The sequence below is a fragment of the Streptomyces sp. NPDC058295 genome (assembly GCF_042880655.1).
GTDB classification, from domain to species: domain Bacteria; phylum Actinomycetota; class Actinomycetes; order Streptomycetales; family Streptomycetaceae; genus Streptomyces; species Streptomyces coriariae.
In genome coordinates this window covers 140,302-163,436 of sequence record NZ_JBHVYO010000014.1, presented here as the reverse complement: position 1 = coordinate 163,436, position 23,135 = coordinate 140,302, and the positions used below count along the sequence as shown (strand labels likewise).

The following is a 23,135-nucleotide window of genomic DNA, read 5'->3' as shown; positions in this document are numbered from 1 at the left end:
CCCTTCCATGGGTGGGGGGAGTGACTGCGGCTACCACGTCCCCGAGGTGAGGACGTGGTCTTCTCCGGCGACCAGGTCGAGCGGCGATGCGCCGCCGGAGGAAGTCCGGACTTCGATGCGGTGACCGCGCCGCGGCCGCAGGACGGCCCGGCTGCCGTCGGGACCCCAGGAGAGGTCGAGTTCGGCGCCGAACCGGGTGCGTACGCCCCGCAGTTCCCCCGACGGGAGCCCCGGGGGAAGCGCCGGCAGCAGGACCAGCCGGTCGGGGGTCGACTGGACGAGCATCTCGATCAGCACGGCGGGGAGGGTGTGCGCGGCGTCGGCGTTGTACACGTCGCGGCGGGGGTAGTGGGCGCTCATCAGGGAGGCGTGGAAGAAGTCGCCGTCCAGGACCTCGCCGAGGGCGTGGGCGACCCGCCGGCCGTCCCGCAGACGGGCCGCGATCAGCGCGTGGTGCAGGTGGCCGTGCGCGGAGTCGTTCTCGGCGCCGCGCAGTTCGAGGGCGCGGCGGGCGGCGGCGGCCGGCCCCGGGGTGTCGTAGGGGTTGATCTCGTCGAGGGGCCAGACGCCGTAGAGGTGGCTCAGATGGCGGTGGTCGTAGGTGTCGTCGAGGCCGGGCCTGGCCCATTCGGCGAGGGCGCCGTCGGAGTTGATCCGGTGCGGCGGGAGGCGGTCGGCGAGGGCACGCCAGCGGTCCGCCTCGGCGGAGCCCGGGTGGTGGCCGGCGGCGGTCAGCAGCGCGTGCCGGGCCGCCGAGAGGTCCATGGCCGCGTTCACGGCGCCCCAGCTGCCGCCCGTGGGCCGGTTCTCCGGCGAGTAGGAGGGGACGACGACGAGCGGGCCGTCGGGGTCGTCGGGGTCGGTGCGGGTGAGGAAGTCCTCGTAGAACCGGGCGACTTCGGCGAGGGCGGCGACGGTGCGCGGGTCGCGTTCGCCGCGGGTCTCGTCGTGGTCGACGAGGGGTTTGAGCAGCCAGTCGGCGCCGGCCGTCCACAGGTGGAGCGGGTATTCGCGGCTGAAGTGGTACGCCAGCCCGGACTCGCCGTCGGAGTGCGCGGGCGCGACCGCGCCCCGGGCGCCGAAGACCGCGCGGGCGTTCTCCCGCCAGTCGTCCAGCTGCCGGTGGATCAGGGAGGCCAGCGCGTCGGTGACCTCGGGGAGCGCGGCGGCCGCGGCGGAGGCCGTCTGGAGGTTGACGTTGGCGTCGTTGGTGAACGCCCCGGCCCAGGCGGTGTCCCAGTCGCCGGTCCACAGTCCCGGCAGGCGGGGCGGGTTGAGGCCGGAGGAGGAGAGGAGGTGGTAGCGCCCCGCCGCGAAGAGCCGCTCGAGCAGCGCCCTGCTGCGGGGGCGTTCCAGCAGCTCGGAGCCGGGGAGCCCGCGCTCCTCCGGCTCGGCGTGGAGGTCGAGGGTGACGCGCTCGTAGGCGGTGCGGTGGAGGGGGAGGTGGCGGGCGAGCAGGTCGTCGTAGAGGTGCGGCAGCTCGTTCAGGGCGCGCTGTTCCCCGGTGACGTCCAGTTCGCCGGTGTGTCTGCGGACCCGGGTGAGCAGCAGCACGGACTCCGCGCCGGTGACCCGCACGCCGGGGTGCGTGAGCCGGGTGCGGCCGCCGGTGACGACGACGAGGGTCACGCCCGTGTAGGCGCGGTCGCTGTCGGGATAGCGGGCGCGCAGTGTGAGCAGGGCGCCGTCCGGGGTGAGGACGGATCCCTGGCCGACGGCGAGGCCGGCGGGTGCGCCCGGCAGCCGGTGGTCCAGGTAGATGTCCAGGTCGAGGCCGGTGACCTGGTGGACGATCACGTCGTCGGCGCGGGAGACGAAGACCCGGCTGGTGCCGCCCCGGCAGGTGGCGGTGGCCTCGCCGGTGGTGAAGTCGACGGTCCGCAGACGGTAGTGGCGCGGCTCGTCCGAGGGCGCTGTCAGCCGTATCTGGAAGGCCGGGTGGAAGGGCTGGACCCATTGCAGGGGCCGGTGGTCGGTGAAGCTTTCGGCGGCCTCCCACTCTCCGGCCAGCAACTTGTCCTGGAGGGCGGGGAGCTCGGCGGCGAGCTCCGGCGGACGGGCGTGTTCGGCGCCGTTGGGGCGGACCAGGGTGTGGTGGGTGACGACGACCCGGTCGTCGTACGGATCACCGAACGTGAGGGTGCCGTGCCGGCCGTTGCCGCTGAGGAAGGCGTCCTCCCAGCGGTCGGCGGGCCGGTACTCGTGCGTTCCGTGCACGGGGCGGTCGGTGCTCGGGAGGACGGGGTGCGCATGCGACGAGGTGCGGGTCATGAGCGCAACACCACCACGCCGTGGCGGCCCAGCGTGATCTCGTCCGTGAAGCGCGTCCCGGTCAGCAGGTCGTGGTGGGTGCCCGGGAGCCGGACGGTCACCGGCTCACGGCCGTGGTGGAGCAGGAACAGCAGGTCACCCCGGCGTACGGCCTCGACGTCCGGCGGGAGACCTTCGAGGACGGGCCGGGCGCCCGCGTCGGCGGCGATACGGGCGAGCAGCGCGCGGAAGGCGTCGGGCTCGGGGAGGGTGGAGACGTACCAGGCGCGGTCGTGACGCAGGACGGCGGGCAGTCCGTCGAGTTCGCCACCCTTGTAACGGGTTTCCACCGCGTCCGGTTCGGCTTCCAGCTCCTCCGACCACAGGGTCCCGCGGAAGCCGTCGGTCTCGACGCGCTCCCCCGCTTCCAGGGGCCACCACTCGTGCAGGGTGCGGATGCCGAACAGCTCGCGCAGCCGGGCGTCCATCCCGCCGGGGCGCACCCGGTCGTCCTCGTCGGCCACACCGGTCAGGAAGCCGGCCACGAGGGTGCCGCCGCCGCGGACGTACGCCAGCAGGTTGTCGATCGCCGCGTCCGTCAGTGCATACAGCTGGGGGACGACGACCAGCCGGTAGCCGCCGAGGTCGTGCCCGGGGTGGGCGAAGTCGGTGGTGAGCCGGCTCTCCCACAGGGCGCGGTGCCAGGCGTGCAGGACGGCCGGGTGGTCGACGTGGGTGGAGGGACGGCCGTCCTGTGCGCCGGCCCACCAGGCGTGCCAGTCGTGCAGAATCGCGACGTCCGCACTGATGTGACTACCCGTCACCTCGGGTCCGATCCGGGCGAGTTCGGCGCCCAGCTGCTTCACCTCCTGGAAGGTACGGCCCCGCTCCCCCGCGTGGCTGACCATCCCGGAGTGGAACTTCTCGGCACCCTGCCGGGACTGGCGCCACTGGAAGTAGCAGACGGCGTCCGCGCCGCGGGCCACGGCCTGGAGGGACCAGAGCCGGTTGAGGCCGCGCGGCTTGGGGTGATTCACCCCGCGCCAGTTGACCGGTCCTGCCGCCTGTTCCATCAGCATCCAGGGGCCGCGCGCCTGGGAACGGGTCAGGTCCTGCACGAGTGCCCCGTGCTGGGCGCCCAGCGGGTCGCGGGGATCGGGGTAGAGGTCGACGGAGACGACGTCCTCCTCCTCGGCCCAGCGCCAGGCGTCCTGGCCGAAGAAGAGCGGCATGAAGTTGGTGGTGACCGGGATGTGCGGGGTGTGCCGGGCGACGATGTCCCGCTCGGCGAGGTAGCACTCCAGGAGCATGTCGGAGGTGAAGCGCCGGAAGTCCAGCACCTGACCGGGGTTCTTCAGGTAGTGGGGGCGGCGGGCGGGCAGCACGGTGTCCCAGCTGTCGTAGCCCTGGCTCCAGAAGTCCGTGCCCCAGGCGGTGTTGAGGGCGTCCAGGGTGCCGTACTTCTCGCGCAGCCAGCGGCGGAAGGCGACGGCCGCCTCGTCGCCGTGGTCGGCCGTGCAGTACTCGTTGTTGATGTGCCACATCGTGAGGGCGGGGTGGCCGCCGTAGCGGGCGGCCAGGTCCTCGGTGATGGCGGCGGCGTGCCGGCGGTAGGTGGCGCTTGAGTGCGAGAAGTGCTGTCGTCCGCCCCACCACTCGACGTCGCCGTTCTCGTCGCGGGGCAGGGTGTCCGGGTACAGCCGGCCCAGCCAGGGGGGCGGGGCGGAGGTGGGGGTGGCGAGGACGACGCCGATGCCGTTCGCGTGCATCAGGTCCATCAGCGTGTCGAGCCAGCCGAACTCCCGTGCGCCCGGCTCGGGTTCGAGCCGGGACCAGGAGAAGACGCCGAGGGTGACCGAATTGACGCCGGCGTCCCGCATGAGCCGGACGTCCTCGTGCCAGGTCTCCTCGGGCCACTGCTCGGGGTTGTAGTCGCCGCCGAAGAGGATGCGGCCGCGGGTGGCGTCGGCGAGACCGGGCCGGTCGGCGGCGGTCATCGGACGGGCTCCCCGTACTGGATGCCCCGGCCGTTGGTGGCGATGTACACCCGGCCGTGGATCCGCGGGTCGGCGGCGATGGTCGCGCCGATCCAGCCCCACTGGTGCCGGTCGTCGTTGATCCGCGCCCAGGTCCGCGCGCCGTCGTCGGAGCGGTAGACGGCGGTGATCGCCTCCGTGGAACCGACCTGGTAGACGGCCGGGTACGCGGCGCCCTCGGCGGCCTTCCCGAAGGCGACGGTGTACGAGGCCCAGCAGCTCGTCGACTTGGTGAAGCCCGCGCCGCCGTCGGTGGACCGGTACAGCCCGTTCCCCTTGGTGCTCAGCCAGAGGTCGCCGGAGCGCCCCGGGGCCGCGGCCAGCTGGAACTGGCTGTCGCCGGACGGCAGTCCGCCCGCCCGCGCGGTGAAGGTGAGGCCGGCGTCGGTACTGGCGAACAGGGTTCCCGTGTCGGTGTCGTACGCGTAGAAGCGTGCCGGGTCGGCCGGGTCGGCGAGCGGGGTGGCGCCCTTGGGGAAGGAGGGGACCTCTGACCAGCTCGCCCCGTTGTCCGTGGAGCGCTGGGCGGAGTACTTGGTGCCGTCCCAGTGCACGAAGCTCCACAGCAGGACGCTGCCGTCGGTGTTCGTGGCGATGGGCCCCGGTGCGTCCTCGGCGAGAGCGGGCTGGGCCGCGAAGGGCGCCCAGGATCTGCCGCCGTCGGCGGACCATGCGCCGTTGCCGTGGTCTCCCCAGCCGGTGCGGACCACGTACGACGGCCTGTCCGCGGCCTGCGCGAGTCCCGTCACCGTCCCGAACACGGGGTTCGTCGCCATGCCCCGGGACGGCGAGGCCGTGAGCCGCTCGTGGTACATCACCCCGACGTCCCCGAGGCCGCTGATCAGGTGCGCCTCCCCGGTCGGGGGCGAGATCAGCTGCCGTACGGAGGTCTCCTCCAGGCCGCGGATCTGCGGGGCCCAGTGCTTCAGGTCCCGGGTGCCGTAGAGCGTGGCCCCGGTGCCGAAGACGACGTGCTTCGAGTCGTACGGGTCGACGGCGACGGCCTGGATCCACCAGCCGAACTTCGGTGCGTCGGTGCCGAAGGTGAGGAACGGGGTCTCGGACACGTCGAGGACCGCGGTGTCCTTGAGCGACGTCCAGGTGCGGCCGCCGTCCGTGGTCCGGTACAGGGTGTCCACCGCCGACCAGCGGTTGTTGGTGGAGACGACGACGGTGCCGGGGCGCCGGGCGTCCACGGCGACGCCGCCGTAGCCGAAGGTGTCACCGGCGGCGGGCCGGACCGGGGTGACGTCGGTCCACCTGCCGCTCGCGGTCGCCAGCTTGTGCACGCTGCCGTCCGCCTGGCCGTTGGGGCCGGGTGCGTCCGCGTACGTCACGTACAGCTCGCGGGTGTGGCGGTCGTGGGCGGCGCGGACGGGCACCTTGGCCGAGCTGCCGGTGGGCCGGCCGGGGACGGCCTCCCAGGTGGTGCCGTCGGCGGTCCGGTAGAGGTTGGCGCTCGTCCCGTCGGAGTCGCCCCAGCCGGCGTAGAGGGTGCGGCCGGCGGCGACGAGCAGGGTGACGCCCTGGCCGCTCGCGCTCGGCGTGCCCGGGAAGCCGTCGGCGGCCGCCCAGGTGGCGCCCCGGTCGGTGGACCTGAGGAGCCCGTCGTGCCGGGTCCCCAGCCAGAGGGTGTCGCTGTCCCGCGGATCGACCAGCAGCCGCTCCCCCGCGCCCCGGCCGTCCTCGTTGCCGCCGAGCTTCACGGTGAGGTCGCTGCGGGTCCAGGTGGCGCCGCGGTCCTCGGAGCGCAGGACGGCTCCGTTGCCCGCCCAGGACTGGGCGTAGGTGCCGAGGGCGAGGTAGAGGCGGTCCGGGTGCGCGGGGTCGACGGCGAGGGCCTCCACGCCGAGGAGGTTCCAGTCGTCCCAGCCGAGGTGGTCGGTGAGCGGGGTCCAGCGGGCCGCGCGGTCGTCCCAGCGGTAGGCGCCGCCGATGTCGGTACGGGCGTAGGCGAGACCCCGGACGGCCGGATGGAAGAGCACACCGGTGACGAATCCGGTGCCGCCGATCACGGCGTTGCGCCAGCGGTAGCCTCCGGCGGTTGAGCCGGGTCGGGTGGGCGCGGCTTGGGCTCGGTCCTGGGTGAGCGGGAGTGCGGTGAGCGTGGCGGCGGCTGCGGTGCCGGCGAGGAGGGTGCGGCGGGTGGGGTGCATGTTGGGGTACCTCGGTGGGTGAAGGTTGATGGGCCCGGGGTGTGTCGTTCGTCTGCGGGTGGTGGGGGCTGGTCACGCAGTTCCCCGCGCCCCTGGCAGGGCCGGTCGCGCCGGCCCGAGGGCGCGGGGCTGTGTCGATCTGCGGCTCCGCCGCGTGGGCGCGGCCAACCACGGCGAACCCGCGGCCGCCGTACCTCCCGCGCTCGCGACGGGGGACGTCAGCCCTTGACCGCCCCCGTGAGCATCCCCTTCTTGAAGTGCTTCTGGACGAACGGCGACAACACCGCCACCGGCAGCAGCGCCATCACCATGACCGCCATCTGCACGGCCAGCCCCGACAGCTGCCCCGTCTTGATCGCCTGCCCCAGCCCGACCGGCGCCTCCTGCTTCTGCACCAGCTGGATCATGACGTTCTGCAGCGGCATCATGTCCTGGTCGTTGAGGTACAGCGACGCGTTGAACCAGGCGCTCCAGTACCCGACGGCGTAGAACAGCGTGATGACGGCCAGCACCGCCCTGGACAGCGGCATGACGATCTGCCAGAGGATCCGCAGGTCCCCCGCCCCGTCGATCCGCGCGCTGTCGATGAGTTCCTGCGAGATCCCCATGAAGAAGCCGCGCAGGACCAGGATGTTGAACACGCTGATCGCGCTCGGGAGGATCAGCGCGAGGTAGGTGTCCATCAGGCCCAGGGACTGCACCAGCAGGTAGGTGGGGATCAGGCCCGCGCTGAAGAACATCGTCGCCAGCAGGATCATCAGGATCCAGCGGTGCCCGAGCGAGCCCGAGCGGGAGAGGCCGTAGGCGCACAGGACGGATACGCCCATCGAGAAGAGCGTGCCGACGAGGGTGATCAGGACGCTGATGACCGCGGCGCGGGTGACCTGTCCGCCGCTGAGCAGCTCCCGGTAGGCGATGAAGGTGATCCCCTTGGGGACCATCACCAGCCCGCCGGCCTCGTCGATGGTCTTGCGTGAGGAGAGGCTGGTGACGAGGACGATCCACAGCGGGAAGAGGATCGCCAGGCAGGCGAAGGACAGGGCGATGCCCTTGCCCGCGAGGCCGGCCCTGCTGGGCTCCTCCTCCCACACGGGCCGCGGCGGCGCCGCCCAGCGGCCGGGTGTGCGCACGGTCTTGTCGATCACGGTGGTCACTTCTGGTACACCCCCTGCTCGCCCATGAGATGGGCCACCTTGTTCGCGACGAGCACCAGGCCGAGGCTGATGACGCCCTTGATGAGACCGGCGGCGGCCGCGTAGCCGAAGTCCTGGTTGCGGACGCCGTTCCACCACACGAAGGTGTCCAGGACCTCCGACGCCCCTGGTCCGACCGCGTCGCGCTGCAGCAGGATCTGTTCGAAGCCGACCGTCAGCGCGTCCCCCACCCGCAGCACCAGCAGCAGCGCGATCACCGGGCGCAGGGCCGGAAGCGTCACGTGCCACATCCGGCGCCAGCGGTTCGCGCCGTCCATCGCGGCCGCCTCGTACAGGTCGGGGTTGACCGAGGCCAGCGCGGCGAGGAAGACGATGATGCCCCAGCCGGCGTCCTTCCAGACGCTCTGCGCGGTGATCAGGAACTTGAAGGTCTCCGGATCGGTCATGATGTCGATGCCGTCGTACCCGTGCTGCCGCAGCAGCTGCGAGAGGATCCCCGCGCCGCCGAACAACTGCTGGAACACGGCGATGACCAGCACCCAGGAGAAGAAGTGCGGCAGGTAGAGGATCGCCTGCGACACCGCCCGGACCCGGGGCCTGACCACGCTGTTGATGAGCAGCGCGAGCATGATCGGGATCGGGAAGTACAGCACCAGCTGGAGGAGGAACAGCACGAGGGTGTTTTGGACGGCCTCCCAGAAGGCCGAGTCCTCGAAGAGCCGCTGGAAGTTCTCCACACCCACCCAGGGGCTGTGGAAGATGGCGACGATCCCGTTGTCGCTGATGTAAGGGTCGTAGTCCTGGAAGGCGACCACGTTGCCGAGGATCGGCACGTAGTTGAAGAGCAGGATGAGGAGGACCGCCGGGAGGGTCATCAGCAGCAGGACGCGGTCCCGTCTGAGCCTGACCCGCAGACCCAGCTTCCCGGAGGACCGTTTCCCCTGGGGGCCGGTGGCGCCGCCGGGCGCCACCGGGGTCTTTCCCGACTCGTCGGCCTCGGTCCTGCTCCGAGGCACCGTGCTGTGCGACACGGCCGTTCTCCTTGCCTCGCCGCCGTCAGCTCGTCGCCGTGCCGTTGTCGTCGAGCAGCTTCTGGTACCAGGCGCGCAGCTCGTCGCCGCCCTTCTTCTTCCAGTCGGAGACGGCCGCCTGCATGTCGCTGATCTTCTTGCGGCCGCGGACGATGTCGTCCTCCAGCTGCTCGAAGTTGTTGGAGAGGTTGGTCCAGCGGCTCGGCTCGGTGATCTGCATGCCGTAGAAGGCCGACTTCTTGGTGAAGGCGCCCATCCGCTGCTGCCACTCGACCTGGCCCTTGGCGATGTCCGGGAAGTCGGGGTGGGCGATGGTCGACGCCGGGCTCGCGATCATCACGAAGGCATTGAGGACCTCCTGGTTGCCCTTGTCGTTCTTGACGGGCACCCCGTCCTTGACGCTGTAGTGCGTGCCCTCCACCCCGTAGTTGGTGAGCATGTACTCCTTGGTGCCGTACGGGGCGGCGGTGACGTTGGCGACGGCCAGCACCTCGCGGATGACGGCCTCGGAGGCCTTCTTGTTGACGAAGGCGAAGATGTTGGCCGGCTGGGTGGCGTAGATGACCGGGTCGGCGCCGCCGTGGCCGAAGATATCCATGCCCCAGATCCGGAAGTCCGGGTTCTGCGCGGCCTGCGAGGCCTGCTGCCCGTACCAGCTGGAGATGTCGTTGTTGTAGATGAGGAACTCACCGGCGGCGAACTTGGTGCTCGGGTCGACGGCCTGGCTCTTGCCCAGCTTGAAGTCCGGGTGCACGTAACCGGCGGCGAACAGCTTGCGGGTCCACTCCAGCGCTTCGAGGTAGGAGTCCAGCTCGATGCGGTTGACCAGTTTGTCGCCCTCGAGGATCCAGCCGAGCGGCTTCTCGCCGCCGGACGGCACTCCGAAGCTGTTGAACGCGGTCCACTTCATGTCGCCGCAGGCCCACACCTTGGCCTTGGCGTTGGTGATCTCCTTGGCCAGCGCGGTGAACTCGTCCGTCGTGGTCGGGACCTCGTAGCCGTTCTTGTCGAAGAGGTCCTTGCGGTAGAAGGGCACGATGTTGGCGACGTACGACGACGGCATCGGCAGACCGCGCAGCTTGCCGCCGAAGAGGGAGCGCTGCCAGGCGTCGGTCGGGATCGCCGCGAGGTTCGGGTACTCCTTGACCTTGTCGCCGGACAGGTAGGGGCCCAGGTCGGCGAACTTGCCGAGGATGGCGCTGGGTATCTTGCCGCCCATGTTCCAGCCGGGGACGACCACCACGTCCGGCACGTCGCTGGAGGCGAGCACGGCGCCGAGCTTCTGGTCGTAGGTGTTGCCGTCCTGGTTCTGCCAGACGACGTCGACGCCGATGAGGGCGTTCATCGCCGTGTAGTAGGCGTTGTCGCCCTTCGGCGGCGAGCCCCAGAACGGCGACATCACGGTGATCTTGCCGCCCTTGCCGAGCTTCTCCGGCACCGAGGTCTTCAGGACGGCGAGGTCGAGCTTGCTGGTGAAGCCGACCGAGGAGCCGTTCTTCGACGGGATGTCGGGCGTCACCACGTTGCCGGCCACGTAGGCGGGCAGGATCTTCTTGGCGTCCTTGCCCGAGGTGGTGCCGTCGCGCGAGCCGCTGTCCGTACCGCCGCAGGCGGCAAGCAACGGCATCCCTCCCGCCACCGCGGCGGTGGCGACCGCCGTCGAGGCGAGGAAGCTTCTCCGGCTGGGCCCGGAGGGACCAGAAGAGAGGGAAGCGGCGTTCGGCGTCATTGCGTCAACCCTTCATGGCGCACCAGGACACCCGGCGGTGGCCGTCGGCTGCGGTGTCTCGAGTGGAACTGGCTGAGCCGAAGCGGTCCTCCGACGATGTTTCGCTCTTTCCCAGTCGAAGCGCTTCGATGTTGCTGCGAGGTTAAGTGAACACCCTGGGGTGCACAAGGGTCGCTCCCAACATTCCTCCGAGGTATCCGGGGCGACCTCTCCTTATGCGCTGCTTGAAATAGCGGTGAAGTCCCCTTGACACCCGCCCCACCGTCGAATGAGCATCGAAGCGCTTCGAAAGAGCCTTCCCGCTCCACCGCAAAGGGATCCCCACGTGACCGCACACACGCCGCCCACGCCGCCTTTCCGCGATCCGCAGCTGCCGTTCGCGAAGCGCATCGACGATCTGCTGTCCCGGCTGACCCCCGAGGAGAAGGTCTCCTTCCTGCACCAGTTCGCACCCGCCGTCGAGCGGCTCGGCATCGCCGCCTTCCGCACCGGCCAGGAGGCGCTGCACGGCGTCGCCTGGATGGGTCCGGCGACGGTGTTCCCGCAGGCCGTGGGACTGGGCGCGACCTGGAACACCGACCTGGTACGCCGGATCGGCGAGGCGGTGTCCAAGGAGGTCCGGGCGATGCGCGCCCGCGACGAGCGGGTGGGCCTGAACGTCTGGTCCCCCACGGTCAACCTGTTGCGCCACCCGCTGTGGGGCCGTAACGAGGAGGGCTACTCCGAGGACCCCCGGCTGACCTCCGCCATCGCCACCGCGTACACGCACGGTCTGCGCGGTGATCATCCGACGTACTGGCGCACGGCCCCGGTCCTCAAGCACTGGCTGGCCCACAACAACGAGACCGGCCGGGACGTCACCTCGTCCTCGGTCCGTCCGCGCGTGCTGCACGAGTACGACCTGCGCGCCTTCCGGGCGACGGTCGAGGCGGGCGCGGTGGCCGGGGTGATGCCGGCGTACAACCTGGTCAACGGCCGCCCCAACCATGTCTCGCCGTATCTGCGCGAGCAGCTGCGCGCCTGGACCGACGAGGAGCTGCTGGTCTGCTCGGACGCGGGCGCGCCCTCCAACCTGGTGGACTCCGAGCACTACTTCGACACCCACGAGGAGGCGACGGCGGCCGCGCTCGTGGCCGGCGTGGACAGCTTCACCGACCACGGCACCGACGGCTCGAAGATCGTCGCCCGGGTCGAGGGGGCGCTGGAGCAGGGCCTGCTGACCCCGGCCGACGTCGACGCGGCGGTCCGCCGCCAGCTCTCGGTCCGCTTCCGGCTGGGCGAGTTCGATCCGCACTACGACCCGTACGCCGGCACCGGCGAATTCGACTCCCCCGCCCATCGCACGCTCGCCGGGGAGGCCGCCGAGCAGGCGATCGTCCTGCTGCGCAACGACGGTGTGCTGCCACTGGCCGCCGACACCCGGATCGCGGTGGTCGGCCTGCTCGCCGACGAGTGCAAGCTCGACTGGTACAGCGGCACACTGCTGCACCGCTCCACCCCGCTGGAGGGCCTGTACGAGCGGTTCGGCGCCGAGCGCGTGGAGTTCGCGGAGGGCGTGGACCGGGTCCTGCTCAAGACCTCCGCGGGCACGTTCCTGAAGGTCCCCACCGCCCCCGAGGCCACCGACGAGGTGCGCGGCGCGGAGGGCGCCCTCGACCCGGCGCTGCTCGCGGGCCGCACCGACCTCCCGCCGCTGACCACGGACGCGACGGGTACGGAGCTCGCGCTCGTCGACTGGGGCGAGGGCGTACTGACCCTGCGCGCGCCCGACGGGCGCTACCTCTCCGTCGCCGAGGACGGCTACCTGCGCGCCTCCGCCGACCAGCCCGGCGGCTGGGTCGTCCAGGAGACGTTCCGCCTGGTCCCGCGGGCGGACGCCGACGGGAACACCTCCGGGAACACCCAAGGGAACGGTCACCTCCTGCTGCATCTGGGTACGGGTCGCCATGTCCGTGTCGCCGCCGACGGCGTCAGGGTTGCCGGGCCGGACGAGGAGAATCCCGAGGTCGTCGAGGTCATCGTCGTCGAATCCGGCGAGGACGCGGTGACCCGCGTCACGGCCGGGGCCGACGTGGTCGTGGTCGTGGCGGGCAACGACCCGCACATCAACGGCCGGGAGACCGAGGACCGCACCACGCTGCGACTGCCGGCCCACCAGGAGCGGCTGCTGGCGGCCGCCCGGGCGGCGAACGCGCGCACGGTGCTGGCCCTGGTGTCGGCGTATCCGTACGCGGTCGAGCCGGGCCCGCTGTCCGCCGTGCTGTGGACGGCGCACGGCGGCCAGGCCGCGGGCACCGCTCTCGCGCGGGTCCTGGCCGGTGACGTCTCCCCGGCCGGACGCCTCCCGCAGACCTGGTACGCCGCCGACGCCGATCTGCCCGACCTCCTCGACTACGACGTGATCGGCGCCCGTCAGACGTACCTCTACTTCGAGGGCACCCCGCTGTTCCCGTTCGGGCACGGCCTGTCGTACGCGTCTTTCTCCTACGCGGACCTGGCGGTGCGCGTCGAGGAGGGCACGGCGCACGTCTCCTGCACGGTCACCAACACCGGGGAGCTGACGGCCGACGAGGTCGCCCAGCTCTACACCCGCGCCGTGGACCCCTCGGTCACCCGGCCGCGCCGCGAGCTGCTCGACCACCGCCGGGTCACCCTCGCCCCGGGCGCGAGCGCGGAGCTCTCCTTCGACGTCCCGCTGTCCGCCTTCGCCTTCTGGGACGTGGCGCAGGGCCGGTGGCGTCTGGAGTCCGGCCCGTACGACCTCCTGGTCGGCGCGTCCAGCACGGACGTCCGGCTGCGGACGACCGTCACGCTGGAGGGCGAACCGTCCGCCCCGCGCCCGGTGCGCCTGCGCGGTCTGGAGGCCGCCGACTTCGACGAGCAGAGCGGCGTCGAGATCGTCGACCGGACGAAGGTGTCGGGCGACGCGGTGACGCCGGTGGCGGGCGGGACGGGCGAACTGGTCTACCGGGCCTGCGACTTCGGCACGGGCACCGGCACGACGGGCGTGACGGTGACGGCGGCCGGCTCGGGCACGGTGGAGCTGTCGCTCGACGGCGGCCCGGTCCTGGCCACCCTGACGGTCGCCGCGCCCACGCCGGGACCGTACGACTACCTCACCGTCGACGCGGCGCTCACCGCCGGGGGCGTCCACGATCTGCGCCTCGGACTGCGCGGCCCGCTGCGGCTGGCGCATGTCGGCTTCTCCGGCTGAGGGTCCGGAGGAAGCCGGCACGAAGAAGGGGTCCGGCACCGGAAGGCATCGGTGCCGGACCCCTTCGGGGAGCCTATATGAAAATGGTTCCCATGAGCTAGAGCGCGAGTCCGGTGAGGACCAGCACCCGCTCGTATGTGTAGTCGTCCATCGCGAACCGCACGCCCTCGCGCCCCACGCCGGACTGCTTGGCGCCGCCGTACGGCATCTGGTCGGCGCGGTAGGACGGCACGTCGCCCACGATGACCCCGCCGACCTCCAGCGCCCGGTGGGCGCGGAAGGCGACCTGGACGTCGTGCGTGAACACGCCCGCCTGGAGGCCGTACTTGGAGGAGTTGACGGCGGCGAAGGCCTCGGCCTCGCCGTCCACCTTCGTCACGGTGAGCACCGGTCCGAAGACCTCCTCGCAGGCGAGGGTGGTGTCCGCCGGTACGTCGGTGAGGACGGTCGGCGCGTAGGAGGCGCCGTCGCGCTTGCCGCCCGCGAGGAGCGAGGCGCCCGCCGCGACGGCCTCGTCCACCCAGGTCTCGACGCGCTTGGCCGCGTCCTCGCTGACCAGCGGGCCCACGTCGGTCCTGTCGTCCGAGGGGTCGCCGGTGACCTGCGCCTCGACGGCGGCGACGATCCGCGGCAGCAGCCGGTCGTACACGGAGGCGTCCGCGATGACCCGCTGCACGGAGATGCAGGACTGGCCGCCCTGGTAGTTGGAGAAGGTCGCGATGCGGCCGGCGGCCCAGTCGAGGTCGGCGTCGCTCGCGAAGTCGCCGAGGACGACGGCCGCGCCGTTGCCGCCCAGCTCCAGGGTGCAGTGCTTGCGCGGCACCGAGTCCATGATCGCGTAGCCGACCTTCTCGGAGCCGGTGAAGGAGATGACCGGCAGCCGCTCGTCCTGGACGAGGGCGGGCATGCGGTCGTTGGAGACCGGCAGGATGCTCCAGGAGCCGGCCGGCAGCTCGGTCTCGGCCAGCAGGTCACCGATGATCAGGCCGGACAGCGGGGTCGCCGGAGCCGGCTTGAGGATGATCGGCACACCGGCCGCGATCGCCGGGGCGATCTTGTGGGCGCACAGGTTCAGCGGGAAGTTGAACGGCGCGATGCCGAGCACGACCCCCTTCGGGAAGCGCCGGGTGAGGGCGAGCCGCCCCTGGCCGCCGGCGTCGGTGTCGAGGCGCTGGGCCTCGCCGCCGTTGAACCGCCGGGCCTCCTCGGCCGCGAACCGGAACACGGAGACGGCTCGGCCGACCTCGCCCCGCGCCCACTTGATCGGCTTGCCGTTCTCGGCGGAGATCAGCCGGGCGATCTCCTCGGTGCGCTCCACGAGCCGCTTGCTGACGTGGTCGAGGGCGGCGGCGCGCACATGGGCCGGGGTGGCGGCGAACTCGTCCCGCACGGCGTACGCGGCGGCCACGGCCTCCTCGACCTGCGCGTCCGTCGGCACGCTGGCCTTGCCGACGAGCCGGCCGTCCCACGGCGAGGTGACGTCGAAGCTGTCCTCGCCGGTGACCTGGCGGCCGGCCAGCCAGAAGGCGTGGGTGGCCCCCACATTCGTTTCCTGGGGCATTGCGAGTCCCGGCCCTTCCGCTTAGGGGGTGTCCTGTGGCTTTCGTGCTCCACGGTAGGGGCGGGAGGCCGAAGGGTCGCTTGTCCGAGTCGTACGGGTGGACGGCCGGGGTGCGCCGGTTTGGCACGGTCGGCCCGCCGCCGTCCGGAGCCGCTCCCGCGCCTGCCGCTCGCGTTCCAGGAAGAGCCACAGCGCGCCGAGCATCACCGTGCACAGACACCAGCTCGCCATGACGTCCAGCGGCCAGTGGTAACCGCGCCTGACCAGCCCGAACGACACGGCCAGAACGAGCAGGGCGCTCGTCGCGAGGGTCAGCCACCGGGCGGACGCGGCGCGCAGCCACGGCAGCAGGACCAGCGTCGCCGCCCCGTAGGCGACGGCCGCCGTCGCCGTGTGCCCGGAGGGGTAGTAGCCGGTGGCCGGGGGCACGGCGGGCGTACCGGGCCGGTCGGTCCACACCTTCAGGGGCACGACGATCAGCGGCACCAGCAGCAGCACGGCGAGCGCGGCGAGGGACGGCACCCACCACCGCGCCTCGCCCGCCGCTCTCCCCCGCCACGCCACGTACCCGGCGACCAGCACCAGGACGGGCACCGCGACCTGCACCTCGCCCAGGTCGGCCAGCAGCTCGGAGGCCCGGTCGGGATGGACGAGGGCGCGGCTGAGGCGCGCGTCCGCGCGCAGCAGCGGGCCGTCGGCGGCGACCTGCCAGGTGATCAGCGCGAAGAGCAGGGCGGGCGGCAGGAGAACGAGAACGGCGCGGGTGGGGCGGGACGGCATGGGCCCCAGCTTGTCAGGAGCGGCCGGACGGCGGAAAAGGAACCCGGATCGAAAAAAGACCCCGGATCGGGTCCGGGGTCTGCTTTCCGTGGTCTGTACCGGAGAAGGAGGTCGGCCACCCCGGAACAGGGGGGATGGTTCCGGGGTGGCCGTCCGGACCGGAGTGCCGGCCGCCCCGGGGGGTTTGGGGCGGGCGGCCGTCCGATCGGTGTGGAGATCCGAAGCCGGAAGCTCCGATTGTGTGCGCGAGGGCACGACCAGGTCGAAGCTGGGGAGGCCCCGGCCTGGATCCGTCCGCAGTCCCCTGCGGACGGGGTGTATCTCTCATCTGGTGAGAACCTACGGCAGAGGCAGGCGGTACGACAGGCTGTATCCCGTCCCGCCATCCTCCTCGCACACCTTCTTCACATGCTCTGCGGGCGATGGGAATCAGCTGTGCGGTGCCTTGGCTCAGATGCGCGCGAAAGCCTGCTCGATGATGTCGAGTCCCTCGTCGAGCAGGTCCTCGCCGATCACCAGCGGCGGCAGGAAGCGCAGCACGTTGCCGTAGGTGCCACAGGTCAGGACCAGCAGGCCCTCCTGGTGGCAGGCCTTGGCGAGCGCGCCGGTCGCCTCGGGGTTCGGCTCCTTCGTCGTACGGTCCTTGACCAGCTCGATCGCGATCATCGCGCCACGTCCGCGGATGTCGCCGATGATCTCGAACTTCTCCGCCATGGCGGCGAGGCGGCCCTTCATGACGGCCTCGATGCGCTTCGCCCGGGCGTTGAGGTCGAGCTCCTTCATCGTCTCGATCGCACCGAGCGCGCCCGCGCAGGCGACCGGGTTGCCGCCGTAGGTGCCGCCCAGGCCGCCCGCGTGCGCGGCGTCCATGATCTCGGCGCGGCCGGTCACCGCGGCGAGCGGCAGACCGCCCGCGATGCCCTTGGCCGTCGTGATCAGGTCCGGGACGATGCCCTCGTCCTCGCAGGCGAACCACTGTCCGGTGCGGCAGAAGCCGGACTGGATCTCGTCGGCGACGAAGACGATGCCGTTGTCGGACGCGAACTTGCTGATGGCCGGAAGGAAGCCCTTGGCGGGCTCGATGAAGCCGCCCTCGCCGAGCACCGGCTCGATGATGATCGCGGCGACGTTCTCCGCGCCGATCTGCTTGTTGATCATGTCGATGGCCTGGGCGGAGGCCTCGGCGCCGGCGTTCTCCGCGCCGGTGAGCCAGCGGTAGCCGTAGGCGACCGGGACGCGGTAGACCTCGGGCGCGAACGGGCCGAAGCCGTGCTTGTACGGCATGTTCTTCGCCGTCAGCGCCATGGTGAGGTTGGTGCGGCCGTGGTAGCCGTGGTCGAAGACGACGACCGCCTGGCGCCTGGTGTACGCGCGGGCGATCTTGACGGCGTTCTCGACGGCCTCGGCACCGCTGTTGAACAGCGCGGACTTCTTGGCGTGGTCACCCGGGGTGAGCTCGGCGAGGGCCTCGGCCACCGCCACATAGCCCTCGTAGGGGGTGACCATGAAACAGGTGTGGGTGAAGTCGGCGAGCTGGGCGGTGGCCCGGCGCACGACGGCCTCGGCGGAGGCGCCGACGGAGGTCACGGCGATGCCGGAGCCGAAGTCGATCAGGCGGTTGCCGTCGACGTCCTCGATGATGCCGCCGCCCGCGCGCGTGGTGAAGACGGGGAGCACCGAACCGACACCGGCCGCGACCGCGGCGGTACGGCGGGCCTGGAGTTCCTGCGACTTCGGGCCGGGGATGGCGGTGACGACGCGGCGCTCCTGCGGAAGGGCGGTCATGAGGGGCTCCTGGGGTTTTGCGGACACTTTCGTTCTTTTCTCGCAGGCTAGGACGGGGAGTGCGGGGTGGGCATGCTCCATGTGGGCGGTGTCGGCGGGGCGGCTTGTCCGTCGTGGACAGTGCGGCCGGACGGTGATCGTCACAGGCCCGGCCGCGTAAGCGGTGAACTCCCCTTGCGGGCGCGTTAGATTGACTCGCTGATGGTGGACGGAACGGCTGGTCGGGGAGCAGGGGCGATGGACAGCGACGGGACGCAGGACGCGCGGGGTACGCAGGCGAATCCTGTGCCGCGCCCGGCGGGGCCGGCGCGGCCGCCGTCGACGCCGCCCTCCACACCGCCGCGGCCGGACCGGGCGCCGGGCGTACCGCCTGCCCCCGGGCAGCCCCCGCGGGCCGCGTCCGCCGTCGCCGCCTGGCTCGACGAGGAGCGGCCCGCGGCCGGGACGGGGATCTGGCGCTTCGGGTACCGGCCGCCGAAGGCGGCCCGGACGACGGAGCGGCTCGCGCCGGTGACGGTCGTCGGCATGCTGGTCCCGCTGGTGGTCGCGCTGGTCCTGTGGTCGCTGTGGCGCCGGGGCGGCCTGCCGTACCAGTTCACCCTGCTGCGGCTGTTCACCCCGGACGACTGGTGGTGGGGCGGCACGATCGCGTCCCCGAAGTCCATGGAGGGCGCCGAGGCGCGGGTGGTCTACGACGGCGTGTTCTTCGCCGTCCTCGTCTACGGGATGGGCCGGCTGGGCAGCTGGGCGCACGCCGTGCGGCACTTCGTGGGCCGCCGGCCGCAGCCCGCGCGGGCCCTCGTCGCCCTGCTCTGCGCCCTCGCCACCCTCAGCTTCGTCTTCCCCGGCGCCTTCGGGGTCGGCTGGGACGCCCTGCCCGTCATCGACCCGCTGTTCTCGCTGATCGTCCTGATCTCCGGCAGCTACGAGCTGTTCGCCTCCCCCCTGTTCACGAACGCGCTGTACACGGTCATCACGCTGCTGGTGGTGTGGCCGTTCGCGAAGGTCGGCGGCTGGTGGCCGTACGTGCAGGAACGACTCGCCGCCCGGCGCGCCGAGCCCGGCCGGGCCGCGCCCGCGGTCGAGCTGCCGCGCGCCCGGTGGCCCGAGCTGCGGGACGCGGGACAGTACGAGGCGGCCGAGCTGCTGACCGCCGAGGTCGCCGCCGGCCGGATGAACGACGTGGACTGCGTGCGCGTACGACGGGCCTGGACGGCGGGGATCGCGGATTTCCGGGACACCGTGCTGCGGCAGGGCGGGGCGGCCTGGACCCACCCCTCCGGCGCCCGCGACCTGCCCCGGCGCACCGCGCGCCACGATCTGCTCACCGGGCAGGTGCGGGTCGGCCGCTGGGTGGCCGCCGAACGCACCCCGGACAGCTATCACGACGCGGGCGCCGCACTCGGCCCGGAGGTGCTGGGCACCTCGCTGCTCGCCGTCGGGCCGTCCGGATCGGGCAAGACCCGGACCCTGGTCGAGCCGCTCACCGAGACGCTGGCCCTGCAGGCGCTCACCGGGGCGTGCGCCGTCGTGGCGGTGTCGTCGCCCGGGGGCGGCCCGCTCGGCTCCGACTCCGCTTTCGACGTGATCGTCGGGATCGGGGACCCCTCGTCCGTGCACGACCTGGACCCGTACGCGGAGTCCGAGGACCCGGACGAGGCGGCCGCGATCCTCGCCGAGGCGCTGGCCGGCGACCTCGACTCGGTGAGCGGCCAGAGCGCGACCACGGCGCTCGCCCAGGTGCTTGGCCCCTACCGGAGCGCGCACGGCTGTTTCCCCACCCTGCCCGAGCTGCGCGAACTCCTGGAGGGCGAACCGGCCGCGCTGTCCGCGCTGCGCGAGGCCGTGGCCGGTGACGAGGTGATGCGCCGTGAGCTGGAGGCACGGGTCCGGCAGACGGGGGCCCCGGGCGACGCGGGCCGGCCGCTCGCCGACCGGCTGGCGCTGCTCGACCGCCCGGTGTTCGCGGAGTTCTTCGGCGGCGGCAGCAACGCGCACCGGGCGTTCTCGCTGCGCGCCGTCGCCCACCACCCGCTGCGGGTCCGCGTCGACCTGCCCGAGCGGGGTCACGAGGAGGCCACCCGGCTGATCACCCGGCTGGTCCTCGCCCAGTTCCACACCGTCGTACGGGAGCGGCGCGACCACTTCGCCTGTCTGGTCCTGGACGACGCGACGGGAACGGTCACCGAGGGGTCGGTGCGCCGGCTCCAGCGGCTGCGCTCGCAGAACGCCGGCGTGGTGCTCGCCCTGCGCTCCATCGGCGACGTCCCGGAGGCACTGCACGGTCCGCTGTACGGGGCCGTCGGCTGCCGGATGGCGTTCTCCGGCATCACCACCTGGGACGGCAGCAGGTTCGCGCAGACCTGGGGCACCGAGTGGGTGGAGACCACCGAGGTCGCCAAGCACACCGTCTTCGCCGACCAGCCGATGACCCGCGCCATCCACGCCCTGCGCAAGCTCGTCACCGGCAAGGCGGTGACCACGGACGCGGTGACCGTGCGCCAGGTGGAGCGGGAGCGGTGGTCGGCGTCCCGGCTGGCGCACGAGGTGCCGCCCGGCCACGCGGTGCTGTCCCTGACCGATGTGCGGGGCGAGCACGCGCCACCGCTGCTGGTGGACCTTCGGGGCTGAGGACGCGTCCGCGGTCCGTACAGTGAGGCAGAATCGGGAGGGACCGTTCATACGCGGCGGCCAAAAGATCACACCGCCGATCACTCCCCCGACCTGAAGGCCCCATGCCTCCCACGCTCGCCTCGCTCGTCCACCACTCCGCGCTGAAACTGACCGTGCGGGCCGGCGAGGACCGTCTGGACGTGCCGGTGCGCTGGGCGCACGTCAGCGAGCTCGCGGACCCCGTGCCGTACATGGAGGGCGGGGAGCTGCTGCTGATCACCGCGCTCAAGCTGGACGCCGAGGACCCGGAGGCCATGCGGCGCTATGTGCGGCGGCTGGCCAAGGCCGGGGTGGTCGGGCTCGGCTTCGCCGTCGGCGTCAACTACGAGGACATCCCGAAGGCCCTCGTGGACGCGGCCGAGGAGGAGGGCCTGCCCCTGCTGGAGGTGCCGCGCCGCACCCCCTTCCTCGCCATCAGCAAGGCGGTGTCGGCGGCGATCGCGGCCGACCAGTACCGGGCGGTCACGGCAGGGTTCGCGGCCCAGCGCGAGCTGACGAAGCAGGCGCTGACGGACGGCCCGCAGGGGCTGCTCCGCGCGCTCGCCGCGCAGGTCGACGGGTGGGCGGCCCTGTACGACGCCTCGGGCGCCGTCGTGGGAGCCGCGCCGGAGTGGGCGGGCCGGCGGGCGGGGCGGCTCACCGCGGAGGTGGAGCGGCTGCGGGAACGGCCCGCCCCGGCCTCGGCGGTGGTGGGCGGCGGCGGGGGTCCGGAGCGCTCCGGACCCGACGACCGGCACGACGACCGGGTCGAGCTGCACTCCCTGGGCACCGGCAGGCGCCCGCGCGCCGCGCTCGCGGTCGGCACCGCCTCGGCTCTCGGCACCGCCGAGCGGTACGCCGTCCACTCGGCCATCGCGCTGCTCACCCTGACCACCGAGCGCTCGCGCTCGCTGCACGCGGCGCAGCAGCGGATCGGCGCGGCGGTGCTGGGCATGCTGCTGGCGGGCGAGCCGGACCACGCGCGGGCCGTCGCCGGGGACCTGTACGGCGGGCTGCTCGACGCCCCGTTCCGGGTGATCGTCGCCGACGCCACGCCGGCGCCGGCCTCGGCCGACGGGGGCGCGGACCCCTTCGACGGTCTCACCGAGGTCGCCGAGTCGGCGGCCGCCCGCGCCGGGGAGGCCGTGCTGGTGGTGCCCGAGGGCGACCGGCTGGTGGCCCTGGTCGCGGACGGCGGCGCGGCCGCGGCGGCGTGCGCGCAGTACACCTCGGCGCTGGAGGAGACCCGGGCGGCCGGGGGCGCCGGGCCGGATTCCGGCGACGGGCACGGACTCGTGGTGGGCCTGTCCGCGCCGGCCGGGCCGATCGCGGCGGCGGCTGCCTACAAGCAGGCCGAGCAGGCACTGTCGGTGGCGCGGCGCCGGGGCCGGGTCTTCGTGGAGCACGAGCGGCTTGCGGCGGGTTCCGTGCTGCCCCTTCTCGCGGACGACGCGGTGAAGGCGTTCGCGGACGGCCTGCTGCGCGCCCTGCGCGAACACGACGCGACCGGCCGCGGCGACCTGGTGGCCTCGCTGCGGGCCTGGCTCTCCCGCCACGGCCAGTGGGACGCGGCGGCGGCCGACCTGGGCGTCCACCGGCACACCCTGCGCTACCGGATGCGGCGGGTGGAGGAGATCCTCGGACGTTCCCTGGACGACCCGGACGTCCGGATGGAGCTGTGGCTGGCGCTGAAGACGACATCGTCGGAGTAACCGTCCGGAAGCCGGGGCGAGGCGCCCGTGTCGACGCCGATCGGCCCACGTCGGCAGCGGTCGGCATCCGGCGATGGACCTGAGCCGGCCCGCAGGGCAAGGTCGGCGAAGTAACCGGCAGGGCGGCCGGGGCAAGGCCCTCATGTCACCAACGGGCGGCCCACGGACAGCGGCAGGCATACGGCGCCGGAGCTGAACCACCGCTCAAGGCGAGGTCGGCGGAGTAACCCTACGGAAGCCGGGGCGAGGCGCCCGTGTCGGTAGCCGGCGGCCCACAGACAGCGGGCCTACGGCGATGGAGCTGAGCCGCCGCTCACGGCGACGTCGGCGAGCAGCGCGAGGGGACGGCGGGGTGGGTGCCGTCGGCGGCAGCAGACGGCGGGCGCCGGGCAGCCGGTCCTCGGCGGAGGCGTCCGCGTCGGCCGCGCGGGCGGCCGACGTGAAAGGGATCTGCCGTGCCTCCCGTTCCGGGGGACGTGGAGGCGCGTCGGCCGGGACCCGGTCGGTGGCCGGGTACCGCGGCGGAGGTGTCCGTCGGTCAGCCGCCCTCTCCGCCGGCCAGGCCCGCCGCCGCCTCGTGCATCGCCAGTTCGAGCAGCGCAGGATCGGTCAGCGTGCCGGAGCCGTCCGGCGGGACCAGCCAGCGGACACCCCGGGTCGAGCGGCCCGGATACGGCACGACGATCCAGGTGCCGGCCCCCGCCGTACGGATTCCGGTGCCGAGCCAGCGGGCGGCCGTGCCGGGCGCCACGAAGAAGCCCATGCGGTTGTCTCCGAAGTCGACCAGCACGGGGCCCGGCCGATGAAGGATCCGGGTGAGCACGTCGAGGGTGGGATAGCCGAGCTCGCCCGGCAGGATGAGTAGGTCCCAGGCCTTGCCCGCGGGCAGCAGCGCCACCCCCAGGGGGTTGCGCTCCCACTCCCAGCGGCATGCCTCGGGATCCGGTGCGACGGATGCCAGCCATTCGACAGCCGTCTTCGCCCCAGCCATGAGAAGACCTCCCTTTCACTCGTGGACGCGGTCGCGTCACGAGGGAGAGGGAGGTCCCCTGCGGGCATTACGCGGGTCGGGGCC

General features: G+C 72.5%; 13 protein-coding genes. 3 read left to right on the top strand and 10 right to left on the bottom strand.

What is annotated here, in order from left to right:
* Positions 1-30: 30 nt before the first annotated feature.
* From ACFVYS_RS17615 to ACFVYS_RS17590, 6 genes are all read right to left on the bottom strand, one after another.
* Complete coding sequence (locus ACFVYS_RS17615; RefSeq protein ID WP_389502934.1) at positions 31-2,271, bottom strand: glycoside hydrolase N-terminal domain-containing protein; 2,241 nt, start codon at positions 2,269-2,271, stop codon at positions 31-33.
* Positions 2,268-4,247, bottom strand: coding sequence for a beta-galactosidase (locus tag ACFVYS_RS17610; RefSeq protein ID WP_389502933.1), 1,980 nt, complete (start codon positions 4,245-4,247; stop codon positions 2,268-2,270). The genes ACFVYS_RS17615 and ACFVYS_RS17610 overlap by 4 nt, the downstream gene beginning before the upstream one ends.
* The gene (locus tag ACFVYS_RS17605; RefSeq protein WP_389502931.1) at positions 4,244-6,442 is read right to left on the bottom strand and encodes a WD40/YVTN/BNR-like repeat-containing protein; all 2,199 of its coding nucleotides are present in this window, start codon (positions 6,440-6,442) and stop codon (positions 4,244-4,246) included. The genes ACFVYS_RS17610 and ACFVYS_RS17605 overlap by 4 nt, the downstream gene beginning before the upstream one ends.
* A 218-nt stretch (positions 6,443-6,660) precedes the next feature.
* Entirely contained in the window at positions 6,661-7,596 is a 936-nt protein-coding gene (locus ACFVYS_RS17600) for a carbohydrate ABC transporter permease (protein WP_389502930.1), read from the bottom strand.
* On the bottom strand, positions 7,593-8,627 hold the full coding sequence (locus ACFVYS_RS17595) for an ABC transporter permease (RefSeq protein WP_389502928.1): 1,035 nt from the start codon (positions 8,625-8,627) through the stop codon (positions 7,593-7,595). Before ACFVYS_RS17595 ends, ACFVYS_RS17600 begins: the two co-directional genes overlap by 4 nt.
* Positions 8,628-8,652: 25 nt before the next feature.
* The gene (locus tag ACFVYS_RS17590) at positions 8,653-10,356 is read right to left on the bottom strand and encodes an extracellular solute-binding protein (RefSeq protein ID WP_389502926.1); all 1,704 of its coding nucleotides are present in this window, start codon (positions 10,354-10,356) and stop codon (positions 8,653-8,655) included.
* Between the two features lie 325 nt (positions 10,357-10,681).
* Between ACFVYS_RS17590 and ACFVYS_RS17585 the strand changes: the two genes are divergently transcribed.
* Positions 10,682-13,570, top strand: coding sequence for a glycoside hydrolase family 3 C-terminal domain-containing protein (locus ACFVYS_RS17585; protein WP_389502924.1), 2,889 nt, complete (start codon positions 10,682-10,684; stop codon positions 13,568-13,570).
* A gap of 97 nt (positions 13,571-13,667) precedes the next feature.
* Here ACFVYS_RS17585 and ACFVYS_RS17580 read toward each other — a convergent pair whose 3' ends face one another.
* The 3 genes from ACFVYS_RS17580 to gabT form a co-directional block, all read right to left on the bottom strand.
* Positions 13,668-15,113 (bottom strand): aldehyde dehydrogenase family protein, encoded by a 1,446-nt coding sequence (locus ACFVYS_RS17580; RefSeq protein WP_389502922.1) that lies wholly within the window; start codon positions 15,111-15,113, stop codon positions 13,668-13,670.
* A gap of 39 nt (positions 15,114-15,152) precedes the next feature.
* A complete protein-coding gene (locus tag ACFVYS_RS17575; RefSeq protein WP_389502920.1) occupies positions 15,153-15,911 on the bottom strand; it encodes a phosphatase PAP2 family protein in 759 nt (252 codons plus the stop codon).
* 450 nt (positions 15,912-16,361) lie between these two features.
* Positions 16,362-17,696, bottom strand: a complete 1,335-nt coding sequence (gabT, locus tag ACFVYS_RS17570) for a 4-aminobutyrate--2-oxoglutarate transaminase (protein ID WP_389502918.1) — start codon at positions 17,694-17,696, stop codon at positions 16,362-16,364.
* 237 nt (positions 17,697-17,933) lie between these two features.
* Here gabT and ACFVYS_RS17565 point away from each other — a divergent pair, with 237 nt between their 5' ends.
* Positions 17,934-20,327: an ATP/GTP-binding protein gene (locus ACFVYS_RS17565; protein ID WP_389502916.1), complete on the top strand. Its 2,394-nt coding sequence runs from the start codon at positions 17,934-17,936 to the stop codon at positions 20,325-20,327.
* Positions 20,328-20,431: 104 nt separating this feature from the next.
* Positions 20,432-22,060: a PucR family transcriptional regulator gene (locus ACFVYS_RS17560; RefSeq protein ID WP_389502914.1), complete on the top strand. Its 1,629-nt coding sequence runs from the start codon at positions 20,432-20,434 to the stop codon at positions 22,058-22,060.
* Between the two features lie 538 nt (positions 22,061-22,598).
* Here the strand turns inward: ACFVYS_RS17560 and ACFVYS_RS17555 are convergent.
* On the bottom strand, positions 22,599-23,051 hold the full coding sequence (locus ACFVYS_RS17555; RefSeq protein ID WP_389502912.1) for a hypothetical protein: 453 nt from the start codon (positions 23,049-23,051) through the stop codon (positions 22,599-22,601).
* Positions 23,052-23,135: the final 84 nt, after the last annotated feature.

What these genes read in the sequence shown, in the direction of transcription:
- ACFVYS_RS17555 (WP_389502912.1), bottom strand. Translation starts at nt 23,051, where the DNA reads ATGGCTGGGGCGAAGACGGCTGTCGAATGGCTGGCATCCGTCGCACCG.
- ACFVYS_RS17605 (WP_389502931.1), bottom strand. Translation starts at nt 6,442, where the DNA reads ATGCACCCCACCCGCCGCACCCTCCTCGCCGGCACCGCAGCCGCCGCC.
- ACFVYS_RS17560 (WP_389502914.1), top strand. Translation starts at nt 20,432, where the DNA reads ATGCCTCCCACGCTCGCCTCGCTCGTCCACCACTCCGCGCTGAAACTG.
- ACFVYS_RS17565 (WP_389502916.1), top strand. Translation starts at nt 17,934, where the DNA reads ATGGACAGCGACGGGACGCAGGACGCGCGGGGTACGCAGGCGAATCCT.
- gabT (WP_389502918.1), bottom strand. Translation starts at nt 17,696, where the DNA reads ATGACCGCCCTTCCGCAGGAGCGCCGCGTCGTCACCGCCATCCCCGGC.
- ACFVYS_RS17590 (WP_389502926.1), bottom strand. Translation starts at nt 10,356, where the DNA reads ATGACGCCGAACGCCGCTTCCCTCTCTTCTGGTCCCTCCGGGCCCAGC.
- ACFVYS_RS17575 (WP_389502920.1), bottom strand. Translation starts at nt 15,911, where the DNA reads ATGCCGTCCCGCCCCACCCGCGCCGTTCTCGTTCTCCTGCCGCCCGCC.
- ACFVYS_RS17610 (WP_389502933.1), bottom strand. Translation starts at nt 4,247, where the DNA reads ATGACCGCCGCCGACCGGCCCGGTCTCGCCGACGCCACCCGCGGCCGC.
- ACFVYS_RS17615 (WP_389502934.1), bottom strand. Translation starts at nt 2,271, where the DNA reads ATGACCCGCACCTCGTCGCATGCGCACCCCGTCCTCCCGAGCACCGAC.